Raw genomic sequence first — 14,490 nt, 5'->3', positions numbered from 1 at the left:
TGTTGCCCCTAACCTTTAACGGCGCCTGCCGTCATCGAACCTGAAAGCTGGCGATACATCACGAGACCGAGCAAGGCTGGCGGCAAGGCGCCGAGGATCATGACGGCGGATGCCAGCCCCCATTGCACGCCGCCGCCGCTGGCCGCGAAGAAGAAGGAGGCGCCGACTGTCATCGGCACAGCGCGGTTGGTCGTCAGCATCAGCCCGAAGAGGAATTCGTTCCAGGCAGTGATGAAGCCGAAGATGAAGGTGGTGACGAGCGCGGGGCGGATCACCGGACGAATGACCCTGATCATGATCTGGAAGACGTTGGCTCCGTCGACCGTCGCGGCCTCGTCGAGCTCTATCGGTATGTCGGATATGGCATTGACCAGCATGACCAGCGCCAGCGGGATATTGACGATCGTCAGAATAAGCCCGAGGCCGATCCGGGTGTCGAGCAGGCCAAGCCACTGATACATCATGTAAAGCGGGATCGCGAAAACGACCAGCGGCACGGCGCGAAGGTTGATAACGAGCGGAAGCAGGAGCTTTTGTCCGGTCTCGCTACGGGCGATCACGTAAGCCGCCGGGAAGGTAAGAACGATCGCCAGCAGGGTGCCGATGAGCGCTGCCGCGGCGCTGTTTGCGAGATAAAGGAAAATGTTGAAGCGCTCGGTGTCCGTCAATACCTTGACGTAATTGTCGAAGGTCGGCTGTTCGATCCACAGGCCGGGATTATTGGAGATCTCGCGTGTAGTCTTGAATGAAGTAATGAGGGTGACGAGGATCGGAAAATTCATCGCGAAGACCGCGATACCATAAACGATCCAACGTAGGAGTTTCAGCATCTCATCTCTTCCTTCGCGCGCCAAGCCAGTTCAGGCCGCAGAGAACCAGCAATGAAGTGATGAACAGGACGACGGATGCCGCCACCGCCTTGCCGATGGCGCCTTCCTTGAAGAAGGCCTGGTAGATGTAGATCGACAGCGACGTTGTCGATCCACCGGCTCCGCTGCCGGTCAGGGCGTAGACATTGTCGAACACGCGGAAGCCGTCGATGAAGCGGATGAAGAAGGCGACGGTCAGCGTCGGCAGCATCAGGGGCAATTCGATACGCCAAAGCCGCTGCAGACCGGTCGCACCATCGAGCGCTGCAGCCTCGCGCACATCTTCGGGAATGGCGATGTAGGCGACGTAGAAGAGCAGAAAGGCGAATGGTGTCCATTGCAGCACTTCGACGACGACAAGCGTGCGGAAGGCATTCTGATAGTCGAGGAAAGCCGGGCTGTCGCCGAACCATTCGAAAAGATAATAGGGCACAGGTCCGGCAAATTCATGCAGCACGAGGCGATACATCAGGCCGACCATGGCTGGTGCGACCATCAGCGGCAGCATCAGCGGAGCCATCAGAACAGGCCGTGCCGATAGAAGCGGCTTCAGAAAGATCGCCAGGAAAAGGCCGAGCAGGCATTCCGAGATAGTCGTGATGATGCCAAAGCGGAAGGAGAACCAGACGGATTGCCAGAATGCGGTTTCCGTCAGCACTGTGACGTAATTGCCGAGACCGCTGATCCGTGGGCTGCGCAACGTCTCGAACGAAACGGTCGAAACGGAATAGAGAAGATTGAGAAGAGCCGGGAAGCCGAGGAACAGCAGCAGAAACCCGACCAACGGTGCCAGGTAGAGCCTGCCTTCGGCGCGTTTTACAAGAGCCATGGGTTTCAGCCGCATTGGCCGGATGCCGGGAGAGCCTTTTCGCTTTTCGTCGAATCGCGAAAAGGCTCTATTCCTCTGCTTTTACACAATACCGGACGGAAAACCGCAATACACTTTTCCTGGAATCGCTCCGAAGCCGGCACCCGGCCTTCTCCTTATTTCTTCAAGAAATCCTGCATGCCTGCCTTGGTATGGGCAAGCGCATCCTCAAGGCTCTGCTGACCCGACCAGTAGCCCGTGAATTCCTTGGCTTGCAGCTCGTAGGCCGATAGCGCCTTGGCCGAGGTGGCCCCCGTCATGACGTAGCCATATTTGCTGGCAAACTCGCCGAGCTTCACGAGATCGGGACGCTCCTTGGCCACCTTGGCGACGACATCCGGCGTCAGCGCCGGTGAACCGCCGGCACGCGCATAGGCAAGGGCCGCGTCCTCGGAGGACAGCCACTTGAGGAACTTGATCGCGCCTTCCTTGTTCTGCGCGTTCTTGTTCAGTCCGAGGCCGAGACCGTGGATATGGTCGACGCGACCATTCGGCCCGGCCGGGGGCGCAACGATGCCGGTGACGTCGGCGACGGCAGGCGACTTCTTTGCATCGGTGAGCTCGGCCGCTGCGGCATTCCATTGCAGGGCAGTCGCGGCCTGCCCGGAGCTGAAGGCGGCATTGGTTTCGGCATATTCGTAGCTCAGCGAATCCTTCGGCGATGCGCCGGCATCGTAAAGCGTCTTATAGAGCTTCAGTGCCGTCTTGTAGGCATCCGAGTCGATCGTGACATTGCCGCTCGCGTCCATCCAGTCGCCGCCATAGGAGCGCGGCAGGGATTGGAACACCATCATATTGAAGAGAAGGTTCTTCATCTGCAGCACGGTGCCATAGCGGACCGGGCTCTGGCGGTTCACCTGTTTGCTGAAATAGAGCGAAGTCGCTGCCCAATCATCCCAGGTCCAGTCGTCGGGCTGCTTCGGCGCCAGCTCCTTGCCGAGATATTTCTTGGAGATCTCGGCATATTTGGGTTTGGCATCGGGATCGGCGATAAGGGCATCAACGAGATCCTTGCGGTAGTACATGAAATGCAGCGACAGGTCCGTCGGCACGCCATATTGCTTGCCATCGAACTGCATCGTTTTCAGCACCGTGTCGCCGAACACTTTGGAGGCATCCGCATTAAGCTCGATCGGCTCCATGTAAGGTGCATAGCGGCCGATCGAATAGGTCGCGACCAGATTGACGTCGAAGGCGTTCGAGCCGGCTGCCATGTCGGCCTGCAGCTTGTCGAAGAAACCGTCGCGATTGAAGAACAGCAGCTCGACCTTGTCGGCATCCGATGCTGTCTTGTTGTAGAGATCGGCGGTGGCGCGCAGCGCCGTTTCCTCCGAGCCTCCCGGCCAGCCGAGCACGACGACCTTGGCATTGGCGAGTCCCGGCAGGGCCGTTGCCGACAGCATGAGAGCAAGCAGTGTGGACGATATGTGCTTGAATTTCATTTTGTTCCCTTTCCTTATCGTTGTTTGTTGAATTGGGCAGATCTTTTCATCGATGGCGTGCAGCAAGATCTGCCGCGCCGATGATGCCGGCATTGGAGCCGAGGCTTGCGGCGACCAGGCGCGGTGCCACATGTGGCGGCAACCCCTCGAGTTGCGCACCGACAGCGTCGAGATAGCCGGATGCCAGGCCGATACCGCCGCCGATAATGATGCGTTTCGGCGCGAACATCATCTGGATGTCACGGCATAGAAGCGCGACGCGTGACGCCGACTGCATGATGATCGCTTCGGCCCAGCCGGCACCTTCGCGTGCCTTTCGAAAGATCTCGGGTGCCTCGGCCGGATGCCCGGCGCGGGCGGCTTCGGCCGCCATCCACCGACCCGAAACGACGTCCTCCAGTGGTGACTGGCCGTGCATCGGTCCGCGAAGCAGGCCGAAATGACCTGCCAGACCCAATAGCGGCCGCCCATTAATTACGATGCCGCCGCCGATGCCCGTCGATATGGTCAAAAAGACGATATCCTCGTTGGCGCCGGCGCCGAACCAGTGTTCGCCCCAGGCTGCTGCCTGAGCATCGTTGACGGCGAGAGCCGGCTTGCCGAAGAGTTTGCTGGCCTGTGCCACCAGCGGATAACCGTCCGGAACTGCGAGTGTCGCGGGATTGAGGGCCGACCAGCAGCCGTCGCTTATCAAGCCGGTTGCGGCGATGCCGACGCGCTCATATCGACCGACCCAGGACTTTGCGTGCTCGGCGACGGCGGCCAGCCAGGCGTCCGGGCCTGCCTGCCGGCTGGTCGCGATGGTCGCCTTATCAAGTACCTGCCCGCCCCGGACCAGGGCCGCGAGGGTCTTCGTGCCGCCGATATCGATCGCCAGCGTTGCGTCATCACGCGCGGAAAAGGCAGCGGAAACAGCGTTGTCGAACCAGAGTGTCACATGCTCGGTGCGCGTGATCGCCGATCCGACGACCACGGCACAGGCACCGGCCCGCACGGCATCCGCCGCCTGTTCGGGCGTGCGGATGCGACCTTCGGCGATAACATAGGGCGTGAGCTCCCTTATGGCAGCAATCAGTGCGATATCCGGCTCCACCGGTTCGGGGCCGCCGACATAGCCGGACATGGTCGTGCCGACGAAATCTACGCCGGCATCGAGGGCGCGTCTGGCATCCCCAACACACGAGCAATCCGCCATTGACAGCAGACCTCGGGCCTTGATGGCGGCAATCAGCGCTTCGATCGTTGCCGGGCGAGGCCGATCGGTCGCATCGAAGGCGATGATATCGGCGCCGGCATCGGCCAGCGCCTCGACATCGGTGATAAAGGGAGTGATGCGTACAGGGCTGTCATCGAGGTCACGCTTGACGATGCCGATGATCGGCGCGTCGACGGCGGCCCTGACGGCTGCAACGTAAGCCGCCGACTCGATGCGCAAGGCACGGGCGCCAGCGGCCAGAGCCGCACGCGCAAAGCCGCTAACGAAAATGGCCTCATCCATCGCTCCGCCCGGTACGGGCTGGCATGAGACAATGAGGCTCAGATTGAGATCTTCCTTGCGCATTCGGCACCCCTTTCGGAGCGCAACGATAGAGAATGATCACCAGAAAGCAACCGGTTTTAAACTGGTATTATCTCTGCAGCTCGAAGACGAAATCATAGACCTCGCCCTTGTAGCGGGTCTCGCAATATTCGACGATCTCTCCGTCGGCGAGAAAGCAACGCCGCTCGGTCGTCAGGATCGGTGCGCCCGGTTCGCAGCGCAGACGCTGCGCATCCTCCGGCGAGGCGGCGCGCGCGCGCATGCGCTGGACGGCACGCCTAGGAAGAAAGCCGCGCTCGGCCAGCGCCTCATAGAGGGAATCGCCGACGAACGAAGGTGAGGGAAGGAAGCGCACGGGTACGGCGGCATGTTCGACTGCGATCGGTGCGCCATCGGCTGTTCGCACGCGGCGCATCCGCAGGACTTGCGCATTGGCTGAGATGCCGAGCGCCATCATCTCCGTCGGCGAAGGTCGGGTTAACTGTTTGGAAATCCAGACGCAACCGGGCTCCATTCCACGAGCGCGCAGGTCTTCGGAGAAACTGGTGAGGGTGGAAAGCGATTTTTCGACGCGCGAGCCAATCTCGCTGCGGGCACCTTGCCGTCGGCTCAACATGCCTTCCTCCTCCAGCATGGCGAGTGCTTTTCGAACCGTGACGCGCGACAGGGAGAGGGTTTCCGCAAGCGATCGCTCACCCGGCAATACCGAGCCGGATTTGAAGGCGTGGCTGCGGATGGCGGTTTCGATCGCGCTCTTCAGCTGCTTGTAGAGCGGCATCCCCTCTGTGCCGGAAGCAAGCTCTTTCTTGACCAGCTCAATAATATCAGTTGCCAAGGCAGACTTTCCCTTGATGGCATGGCGACGAAAATGTCGCCCTGTTTGCTACTGGTATTATACTGTACAGGTTTTTGCGATCTGTCGAGGCGGGTAAAGGACATACCGGTCCGCTGAAGCGGGCCGGTATGCAGTTCGTATTAGGAGGCCAGAGCGCGGCGCGCGGTCTGGGCTGGCATGGCTTTGCCGGGGACCCGCAAAGGGGCCTTCGCGACGACGGGCGAAATGCGGGCCGTATTGGACTTGGCAGCTCCCAGCCAGCGAAGAATAGCGTCGAAGCCGGGCTGGGCAGCCCGCTTGAATTCCGGGCTCATCTCCTCGTCCATGCCGCAGAGCGAGGCAATTTCCTGGAAGTCGACACGTCCTGCCCGAAGGGGAGGACGCGACTGGAAAACGATCAGGCCGATCATGAAGCCTTTGATATTCTCGAAGCTACGCGGCTGAAGCAGCGGCTTAAGCCGCATATCGCAAAAATCCGAAATCTTGCGCTGGAAAACGTCAGAGGCAGAGCTTTTCTTTATGGGCATTATTCATTCCTTGCAGGCGACATCATCCAAAGGTCGGGGTGTGGCCCGCTAAAGCACGCGGGTTAACGAAGCGCAAACAACCGACCGATTGGCCGCTTTCAATTCTACGATACATCGCCATTTGGCAAGTGAAAGATCGATCACGCTTCGGTCGGCACCGTTTCCGGCACGAGGCGGCGGAAAGAGATCAGAAGTCTTGTCGTCGAGCCATCAAGACCATGAAAAAACTGTAACTTGCCTCCCGCGTCATTGAGAGCGACATTTTCCTTGCGCCGGAATTATGAGGTGAAAGACATGTCAGTCTTGGAAATGCTGGTCAGACGCCGGATGCAGGAAGAATATGCCAAGGGTACATCGCCGGAGCGCATTACCCGGCTCCTGCAGGAATTCTTCAACGGGGCAGAGGCCTCCCAAGCCGATGTACTGCGTTCGGAAGAATATGCTAATGAATTCAAGATTACAGGTAGTTAGACTGTGGCCTTTTGAATGAGGCAAGGTGCTGTTTTTTACAACGCCTTGCTCATTGTTCTCGGCTTTCCGATCTGGCCGGCTCGCATCGGCGGGCTTCGTTCAGCAGGCGAATGGCTCCGCGTATGGCGGAGTCCGGGCTTGCATAGCGCCGATGATTTCGTCCGCGCCCTTCCTCTCTCCGCTATTCATTCCGCTCGGATGCGAATTGAGAGACCGGTGGCCTAAAATCCGATTTCCGCGATGCGCCGAGGCGCGACAAAATGCAGGTCACGGCCATGGTGCTTGTGATGACTGCCTTCCCGTCCAATGGTGTGCGTTTCCGGTCCTGCCAGAGCGGTTGAGCTTTTCATCGAATATATGAACCGCTCCAGCTTTTGTCTTCACGCAATTCCCTACGGAAACGGCTGCGCACTTTATCCTGGAATTGCTCCAGGCTGACCCATGCATGGTCGGAGTGCAGTCAGAGAACGACGACCTTTGTTCCCACGCCGACCCGGCCATAGAGATCCATAACATCCGGATTTGCCATTCGAATGCAGCCGGACGACACCGCCTTGCCGATCGAGTTCGGCTCATTGGTGCCGTGGATGCGGTAGAGGGTGGAACCGAGATAGAGCGCTCTCGCTCCGAGGGGATTATTGAGCCCACCTTCCATGTGGTCAGGCAATTCCGGACGGCGGGCGATCATTTCCTTGGGCGGCGTCCAATCGGGCCACTCCGCCTTGCGGCTGATCGTCTCGGTGCCCTTCCAGGCGAAGCCTTGCTTGCCGACACCGATGCCGTATTTGAGGGCAGTTCCGTCGTTGAGCACGAGATAGAGGCGCTTTTCCTTGGTGGAGATAACGATTGTGCCGGGATCGTAGCCGGAAAAACGCACAACGCTGCGCGGGATCGGCGATTGCGCCAGACTGGCCTGCTTGTCGTCCTTGAGGCCCGGACTGAATTGGGGAGACACCGCATTCCGATCGATCGAAGCCTGGCGCCGTGGACGAGGGGCTGGCGGGAAATCGCCGTCCTCATCGTCATAGTCGTTGTAACGGTCGCCCCGATAGTAATAGCCGTCGTCGAGACGCGGATCGTCGCGATAACGCGGCGGTGCCTCCCGCCAATAGCGCGGAGCAACATAGCCGCCATCCAGATCGTCGCCATAATCCGGCAAATATCTCCATTCCTGCGCATGCGCGGCGGAGCCTGCCATCAGTAAAGCCAGAGCGGGCAAAAGAACAAATTTTTTAGTCTTCACGTGATAACCATACTTCCCGAATAATGCATCGGATTGCACCCCGTGCAAGCGGGGCATGCGTGCTGCAGACAATTCCGGAAACGGCGGGCGTAATTGTGGCAGCGGCGATTGAAAGTCGAGATTTTCCGACCTGTTTTGAAGTTCAGATGGAGATGCGCAAACGGGCGGCCACACGGAGCGTTTCTGTCATCGATCCGAAAAGATCGGATGATTACTCAGCGGATACTGCCAGTTTCGACCAAGCGGGATCGCTGGAAGGGTCCGTCGACCAGAACTGGATATCCGCGAAGTCAACTGATTGCACCACGCCGGGAAGAGTGTCCCTATAGATCCCAAAGCGCGGCTGAACGTCGATGAACGGGCGGCCGTCTTGATGCCGCATACCGTGATGGAGAAAGCCGAGGCGCCCCGTATAGGAGGAGTCGCAGGCGCGTCCGTTGAGATAGACCTGTATGGAGCTCGCACCCTCCTGCAGGCTCGGCTTCAGCATCACATTCACATCATTCCAGTCACCCACATTGAGATGCCAGGGACCACAGATTATCTTGGATTGACCGGCGTTGCAGTCGGCGCTACCCCGCACTTTGGCAACGAAATTCGCCCCTGTTTCCGATGGTATAGCCTCGATTTTGAACAATGGATTTGCCGCCTGGCAAGCTCCAAGGGGCTTCGTCTCCTCCGTTGGAATATTTTGCTTTACCTGATGAATGACGGTGCGGTTGCCGATCCCTCGCCAGGGGGCTTCGAGCCGGAAGGCAAAATGATACCACGTCGGCTCATCGAATTTGATAACCTCTTTCTTGATTTGAATTTCCACCCGTTCGGTCGGTGCATCGCCGATACTCTGGTCGGGGGCATCACCTGGATGCACCGAGATGCGTAATATCGGCCTGGAAGGGGATGAGAGATCGCAAACGATACGCGATCTCCATAAGGCAGGGTCCAGCCTGCTGCTGATCCGCCAGAGCTTCGACGGATGCTCGCCGTCGACGGCGCATAGGTCGGCAAAGCTGCCCGACAGCGGAGCCGCTGCTTCCTGTGCCATGGCGTGCGATCCGTTCAAAGCACCCAGGCATAATAGGACGAAGGCAAGCTGTGGCGTTCTCGAGGTCATCATCGCCGGTCTTTTCCGCAAGACAGGACAGGGTCTGAGAAGTAGCGGCTCCAGCCAGCTTTCTTGACCAATGACACTGGTTGCAAAGCCTCAGTTCATTTCTATCGGCCGAAAATTGCGGGTCAAGAGTGATTCGATCGACAATGTCATTGCCTCGATCTGGTCGGGGGTGACGTAAATCATCGTTGCAGCCACTTCGTTATGCAGGCGTATCAGCTCCAGCCGCATGTTGACACGCAGCGCCGCATCGAGATTGGAAAGTGGCTTGTCGAACGGAAAGATCTTCGGATTTCGAACGATCGCGCGACCAACTGCCACGCGCTGGCGCGCCTTGGAACTCATCGACTCCGGGGCGGCTTTCCGTAGCCGTCGAAGATGAGGCTAGCGGCGCCGATCAGACCGGCATGGCGCCCAAGCTGTGCGGCAACGATCGGCACGTCGCGATAGGCGGGCATGGCGCGCTCGCGAACCGTCGCCGCCATTTGGTCGTGCAGAAGATCGAAGCCATGCGAAATTCCTCCGCCCATGACAAGCACGTCGGGCGAATAGAGATGAAGCAGGTTTGTAAAGCCGATCCCCAGCCACCGCGCTTCGTCGATCAGCAGCGCCAATGCATCGGCGTCGCCCTTTCGTGCGGCTTCTACGACATGTCGTCCGGTCACGTCGGCATCGGCAGCTAAACCGCGTAGTATCGATCCGTCTGACGGCCTGGTGCGGGCCGTCGCCCGCCTGCCGAGTGCCGTGCCGGAGGCGACGGCCTCGAAGCAACCGACTGCGCCGCAAAAGCAACGTTCGCCCTCGTTTGTGATCGTCATGTGGCCGATCTCGGCAGCCAGGCCCCGCCTGCCATGCAGGATCCGGCCATCGGCAATCACGCCGCCGCCGATACCGGTCGATACCGTGACGAACACCATCGATCCCGCCCCGCGGCCGGCGCCATATCGCCATTCCCCGAGAGCTGCCGCATTCGCATCGTTTTCGAGCCGCACGGGCAGCTGAAAATGGTTTTGGAGAATCTCCGCCAGCGGGACCTCATGCCATCCGACCAGCGTCGGGGCCGCAATGACGATACCGGCGTCCGGATCGAGCGGACCGGGCGCGCCGATCCCGATCCCGATCGGCGAAAGATCGGGCGTTTCCGCCAACACCGTTTCCGCCAGCAGTTCGATCTGACGGATGACGGCTGCGGGACCGCCGGCCGCATCCGTCGATAGCGACGAGAACGACAATAGGCATCCCGCATCATCGATAAGTGCGGCGCGAAGCTCCGTTCCACCGAGATCGAATGCAAGAGCGACCTTTTTCACGAAACCTGGCTCTCCAATCCATGCAGCCAGGCGATCCGGTCGCCGAGGTTCTTGTCGCCGAATGCCAGCGATCCGAGAACGACCGTCTGTGCCCCGGCTTGGCGCAGAAGCGGGACGGTTTGTTCGCGAATGCCGCCATCCGCTGCAAGTATGATCTGATCTTCGCGGCCTGCCTTTCTCAGCAGGGAACGCGCTTCGATCAGCCGGTCGCAAGCCTTTTCGGAAAGGCTTTGTCCCTTGACGCCGATTGAGGTTCCGAGCAGCGTCACGAAGGCGACGTGATCGATAAAGGGCTCGATCGCCGAAACAGGTGTTTCCAGCCGCAGCACCACGCCGGCTTCGGCGCCAAGCTTTTTGGCAAGTGCAATGGCGCGTAAGCCGGCATCGCCGTTTTCGGCATGGACGCTGATCAAATCCGCTCCCGCCTCTATGAACTGGCGCGTCTGCTCCTCGACGATTTCAGCCTCGACCATGAGATGGACATGGATCGGCTTCGCAGTCGACTTGGCGATGCGCGCGACAAAATCAGGAAAGAACAGGAAGCCCGGCGTAAAGCGCGCATCGGCGACATCGATGTGATGTAGATCGACATAGGTTTCGATGCGCTTGAGGTCGGTCTCCATATTGGCAAGATCGGCCGACCAGAGCGAAAATTCGCCGAGAAGCCTATTGCGGGGAAGCGCTGCGATGGCCGCCGGGCCGGAAAGAGGTCTGGACGTCATGACGAAACGAAGCTCCGGAGTGTTTTGGATGCTAGAAAATGCGCGATGGCGTCTTGGACCTCGACAAAATGCTTGTCTTTATCGACAGCCTTGGCGGTAACTTCGACAAAGCTCGCGCCTGGAATGACATCGGCGAGCGTCTGCGCGCAGGAGAGCGGATGGATCGCATCGTGCTGGTTGCCGATAATCAGGGCAGGCACGGCAAGAGCGGCTGCTGTTGCCCGCGGCACCTCCGGCCCGTCTGCAGCGATATCAGCCAGAACAGAGGCGAAGGCGAGAGCATCTGGTCGGTCGAAGTAGCCAAGCAGGGAGGAGAAATTGTCCGGTGCCTCGGAGGCGATCCGCTGTCCTGTTTCAGAGGCGATAAAGAGCCTTTTGGCCCCCTCGATCGGATGCGAATGGATGAGGGCAGCCACTGTGCGGATCGGCGCGAGATTGCCCGGCGATGCCTCGAAGGTCCAGGCGGGGCGCACAAGAACGAGCCCGGCAATCCGGTGGGCATGATGATGAGCAAGGTGCAGCGCAATGGCCGCTCCCATCGAAATGCCGCCGATGATGAAGCGATCGAACCCGTATACGGTGGCCGCGGCCAGAACATCCTCGGCAAACATGCGGATGGAAAAGGGGCGCGCATTGCCCAGCGAGGATGCGCCGTGCGCACGACATTCCAGTGTCAGCCGGTGCATGTCTACCGAAGCGGGAACATTTTGTGCGACCTGTGCCTCGTCGCCGCCAAGGCCATGCTGGAAGATGACGGGGAGTCCTTGCCCATTCTCGTAGACGGCAAGTTCCGCATCGTCGAGCTTGAACCATTTCTTGCCCATCAGATCAGCGCCTTGAGAAAGCCGGCAACGACCGGTGCGTCCGAAGCAGAAAGGCCATGCGTCACGAGCGGGCCTTCGAAATTCACCGAGCGCAGCCGCGCGATGAAATCGGCAAAATCCACCACGCCCCGTCCGGCGGTTGCGAAGCGACCATCGCTGTAACGATCCTTGGCATGAGCCAGGGCGATATGACCGGCTGACGTTTCGACCGCCTCTTCAATTATCGCCCGCGCCTTGGCAGGTGTTGCCTGTTCGAAGAGATTGGCCGGATCAAGCACGATGCGCAACCGCCGCGATCCCATCTCGTCGATCAGCCGCAGGGCGTCGCGTGCCGAGGTGACGATATTGGCCTGCTCCGGCTCGATGCCGAGATCGACGCCATGCCGTTCCGCCAACTCCAGAGCCTTCGATATTTCAGCCGCCATGTCGGTCCAGGCGGAGAGATCACCGTTGTCGGTATGATAGGCCCATTGGTCGTTCGGGTCGCGCGTTCCGGTGCAAAGCGTTACCAGCGGAATCGAGAGTGCCGCCGCCGTCTCGATGACAACGGCGAGCTGGGCGAGGCCCGCTCGGCGTACAGCAATATCGGGGTGAGCCATGTTGTAAGTGCCGGACAGGGCGGCAAGAGAGATGCCCGTCGCCTCGGCGGACGAACGAACCGCTGCGATCGCTTCTTCCGAAACGGCATCGGGCATGGACGGGAGACCGCAGCAGGCGAGATTGAACTGCGCGCATGCGTAACCGCTGTCGCGCACGGCCGAGAGAACGCCGAGCGGCTCCGTTCCGGGAAAGGTCTTGGCGAAGATGCCGATCTGCATCAGACCGCTCCCGTGACCGATGCGAGTTCGACGCGCTCGCCTCGTTCCACCGATCGGGCGATCGCCACCATCGCGCGGATGGAGGCCAGGCCGTCCTCGACATTGGCACCGCGCATCGGCGCGCCATTTAATGCTGTATCTGCAAGTCCTTCCAGCTGGCGGCGGAAGAAATGGCCGTCGGCACCGAGCGGCTTCCGACTCGTCGCATCCTTCTCGTGAAAGATCTCCACTTCGCTTGATCGGAAGTACCAGGGATTGAAGGTCTTTGCGAGAACCGAGCCGTTTTCGCCATAAAGCTGGAAACCTTCATGCCAATCCATGCGCACGGCAACTGTCAGGTCCAGATGGCCGAGAGCACCATTGGCAAACTCGGTCTCCACGAACCAGCAATAGGCACCGGCACGTTCCAGAAGCCGGGCACGCACGGCGACGATCTCCCCGCAGAAGAAGCGCGCGGTGTCGACGAGATGCGAACCATGGGCGAGCATGAAATATTGCCGAAGATCGGCCTTGGGATTGCCTGAGGGCTTGCGCGCAAGCTTGCTGGTGACGGGCAGGGGCTGCACCGCATCCGTATTGGTGTAGCGATGGGTGGAATCGCAATACCACGCCTTCATCGCAAAGATCTGGCCTATGTCATCGCGTACGAAATCACGCGCGGCCTCAAGCGCCGGATCGAAGCGTTTCATATGGCCGACCTGCAGGATCCTCCCGGACCGGCGCACGGCCTCGGCAAGCTGCTGTCCTTCCTCGACGGACACTCCGATCGGCTTTTCGCACAGCACATGCTTTCCGGCTTCCAGCGCCTTTATCGACATCGGCACATGATAGGCGTCGGATGTCGCGACGATCACGGCCTCCAGCTCGGGATCGGCCAGCATGGCATCATAATCATCGTACATTTTCTGCGGCTCATAGGTCGCGCCCATGCGGGCCAGAAGATCGGGGGCTGCGTCGCAGATCGCATAAAGATCGGCATTTCTCGCCTTGGCGCAGGATTCGAGATGTGCGAATTGCGCGATCGGGCCGCAGCCGAGTACTCCCATGCGAAGACGGCGACTTTCCTTTTCGATCATGGTTCTACTCCTTATGCCTCGTAGCCGCGCATGGTTTGGCGATTGGCTTTGACCGCAGCGGCAGGATCGGCGCCGGCCGTCTCGGATTCCTCCTCCAGCACCAGCCAGCCATTGAAGCGCGGAGCGGCCGAGACGAGGTCGATCACGGCCGGCGTATCGAGAACGCCCTTGCCGAGCATCGCCCATCGGCCCTGCGCATCGACATCCTTCAGATGCAGGTAGCGGATACGGTCTTGATAGGTGCGCATCGTGTCAAGCATATCGGCATGCCCCCGTAGGATATGACCGGTATCCGGCACCCACCCGACCAGGTTCGGATCCAACAATGCGAAGATGCGGTCGTAATCGGCACGGTCGAACAGTAGCGTATTGTGATGCGAGCTCGGATGTACGGCGACCTCAACGCCGGCGGCCTTGCCCAGTTCGCCGGCGCGATTGTAGAACTCGCCGGCAATGGCGAACTTCTCGTCTCGCGGGCCATCGGAAACGACGGTTGCCGAGCCGATGGAAACGAGTGCGCCGGGGAAATGCGCGGCATAATCGATCCAGCGCTTGGCCGTCGCAAGATCGTCCTTCACGGCGTCAGCGATGGTAAAGCCGCTCTTGGAACCGAAGGCGAAGGAGACGAGCGTCAAGCCGCAATCCCGCAATGCATTCGCGAAGGCATGCGGCTCCGCGCCATAGCGGCCGATCATCGTATCGGTGATTTCGAGGCCGGAGTAGCCGCCGACGGAAATGGCCGACAGCAGATCATCTGCCGTTCCAGTCCAGGTATTGCCGAGCATTTCCCATGTGAATGTCTGGCAGCCGATTTTTATGTCCTTGCGCATTCCC

The 14,490-nt window shown here is 59.9% G+C and carries 15 protein-coding genes and 1 pseudogene; 1 reads left to right on the top strand and 15 read right to left on the bottom strand.

What is annotated here, in order from left to right; all coding sequences use genetic code 11:
• Positions 1 to 8: 8 nt before the first annotated feature.
• The 6 genes from GDN47_RS07215 to GDN47_RS07190 form a co-directional block, all read right to left on the bottom strand.
• Positions 9 to 830, bottom strand: a complete 822-nt coding sequence (locus GDN47_RS07215; protein WP_152092923.1) for a carbohydrate ABC transporter permease — start codon at positions 828 to 830, stop codon at positions 9 to 11.
• 1 nt (position 831) lies between these two features.
• A complete protein-coding gene (locus GDN47_RS07210; RefSeq protein ID WP_152092922.1) occupies positions 832 to 1,698 on the bottom strand; it encodes a carbohydrate ABC transporter permease in 867 nt (288 codons plus the stop codon).
• Positions 1,699 to 1,853: 155 nt separating this feature from the next.
• Complete coding sequence (locus GDN47_RS07205; protein ID WP_152092921.1) at positions 1,854 to 3,179, bottom strand: extracellular solute-binding protein; 1,326 nt, start codon at positions 3,177 to 3,179, stop codon at positions 1,854 to 1,856.
• A 46-nt stretch (positions 3,180 to 3,225) separates the two neighbouring features.
• Positions 3,226 to 4,740: a putative N-acetylmannosamine-6-phosphate 2-epimerase gene (locus tag GDN47_RS07200; protein ID WP_152092920.1), complete on the bottom strand. Its 1,515-nt coding sequence runs from the start codon at positions 4,738 to 4,740 to the stop codon at positions 3,226 to 3,228.
• Positions 4,741 to 4,807: 67 nt separating this feature from the next.
• Complete coding sequence (locus tag GDN47_RS07195; RefSeq protein WP_152093420.1) at positions 4,808 to 5,497, bottom strand: GntR family transcriptional regulator; 690 nt, start codon at positions 5,495 to 5,497, stop codon at positions 4,808 to 4,810.
• Between the two features lie 197 nt (positions 5,498 to 5,694).
• Entirely contained in the window at positions 5,695 to 6,081 is a 387-nt protein-coding gene (locus tag GDN47_RS07190; protein WP_113350991.1) for a hypothetical protein, read from the bottom strand.
• 294 nt (positions 6,082 to 6,375) lie between these two features.
• On the opposite strand from GDN47_RS07190, the gene GDN47_RS31915 reads away from it, so the two are divergent.
• Positions 6,376 to 6,552: a hypothetical protein gene (locus GDN47_RS31915; protein ID WP_173002461.1), complete on the top strand. Its 177-nt coding sequence runs from the start codon at positions 6,376 to 6,378 to the stop codon at positions 6,550 to 6,552.
• Positions 6,553 to 7,012: 460 nt separating this feature from the next.
• Here GDN47_RS31915 and GDN47_RS07185 read toward each other — a convergent pair whose 3' ends face one another.
• The 9 genes and pseudogenes from GDN47_RS07185 to GDN47_RS07145 form a co-directional block, all read right to left on the bottom strand.
• Positions 7,013 to 7,750: a L,D-transpeptidase gene (locus GDN47_RS07185; protein WP_308936544.1), complete on the bottom strand. Its 738-nt coding sequence runs from the start codon at positions 7,748 to 7,750 to the stop codon at positions 7,013 to 7,015.
• Positions 7,751 to 8,006: 256 nt separating this feature from the next.
• On the bottom strand, positions 8,007 to 8,840 hold the full coding sequence (locus tag GDN47_RS07180; protein WP_173002460.1) for a heparin lyase I family protein: 834 nt from the start codon (positions 8,838 to 8,840) through the stop codon (positions 8,007 to 8,009).
• Between the two features lie 207 nt (positions 8,841 to 9,047).
• Positions 9,048 to 9,242 (bottom strand): annotated as a pseudogene (locus GDN47_RS07175) (ABC transporter); the annotation flags it as partial.
• A 5-nt stretch (positions 9,243 to 9,247) separates the two neighbouring features.
• Positions 9,248 to 10,216, bottom strand: coding sequence for an ROK family protein (locus GDN47_RS07170; RefSeq protein WP_152092918.1), 969 nt, complete (start codon positions 10,214 to 10,216; stop codon positions 9,248 to 9,250).
• Positions 10,213 to 10,938, bottom strand: a complete 726-nt coding sequence (locus tag GDN47_RS07165; RefSeq protein WP_152092917.1) for a ribulose-phosphate 3-epimerase — start codon at positions 10,936 to 10,938, stop codon at positions 10,213 to 10,215. Before GDN47_RS07165 ends, GDN47_RS07170 begins: the two co-directional genes overlap by 4 nt.
• Entirely contained in the window at positions 10,935 to 11,762 is an 828-nt protein-coding gene (locus tag GDN47_RS07160; RefSeq protein ID WP_152092916.1) for an alpha/beta fold hydrolase, read from the bottom strand. The genes GDN47_RS07165 and GDN47_RS07160 overlap by 4 nt, the downstream gene beginning before the upstream one ends.
• Positions 11,762 to 12,580, bottom strand: coding sequence for a sugar phosphate isomerase/epimerase family protein (locus GDN47_RS07155; RefSeq protein WP_113329180.1), 819 nt, complete (start codon positions 12,578 to 12,580; stop codon positions 11,762 to 11,764). Before GDN47_RS07155 ends, GDN47_RS07160 begins: the two co-directional genes overlap by 1 nt.
• A complete protein-coding gene (locus GDN47_RS07150) occupies positions 12,580 to 13,656 on the bottom strand; it encodes a Gfo/Idh/MocA family protein (protein ID WP_113329179.1) in 1,077 nt (358 codons plus the stop codon). The genes GDN47_RS07155 and GDN47_RS07150 overlap by 1 nt, the downstream gene beginning before the upstream one ends.
• Before the next feature lie 11 nt (positions 13,657 to 13,667).
• Complete coding sequence (locus tag GDN47_RS07145; RefSeq protein WP_113329178.1) at positions 13,668 to 14,486, bottom strand: sugar phosphate isomerase/epimerase family protein; 819 nt, start codon at positions 14,484 to 14,486, stop codon at positions 13,668 to 13,670.
• Positions 14,487 to 14,490 lie beyond the last annotated feature (4 nt).

Source organism: Martinezella dioscoreae (assembly GCF_009176305.1).
Taxonomy (GTDB): Bacteria; Pseudomonadota; Alphaproteobacteria; order Rhizobiales; family Rhizobiaceae; genus Rhizobium; species Rhizobium dioscoreae.
Note: the sequence above shows the minus strand (reverse complement) of the source record. Positions and strands in the feature narration are given on the sequence as shown.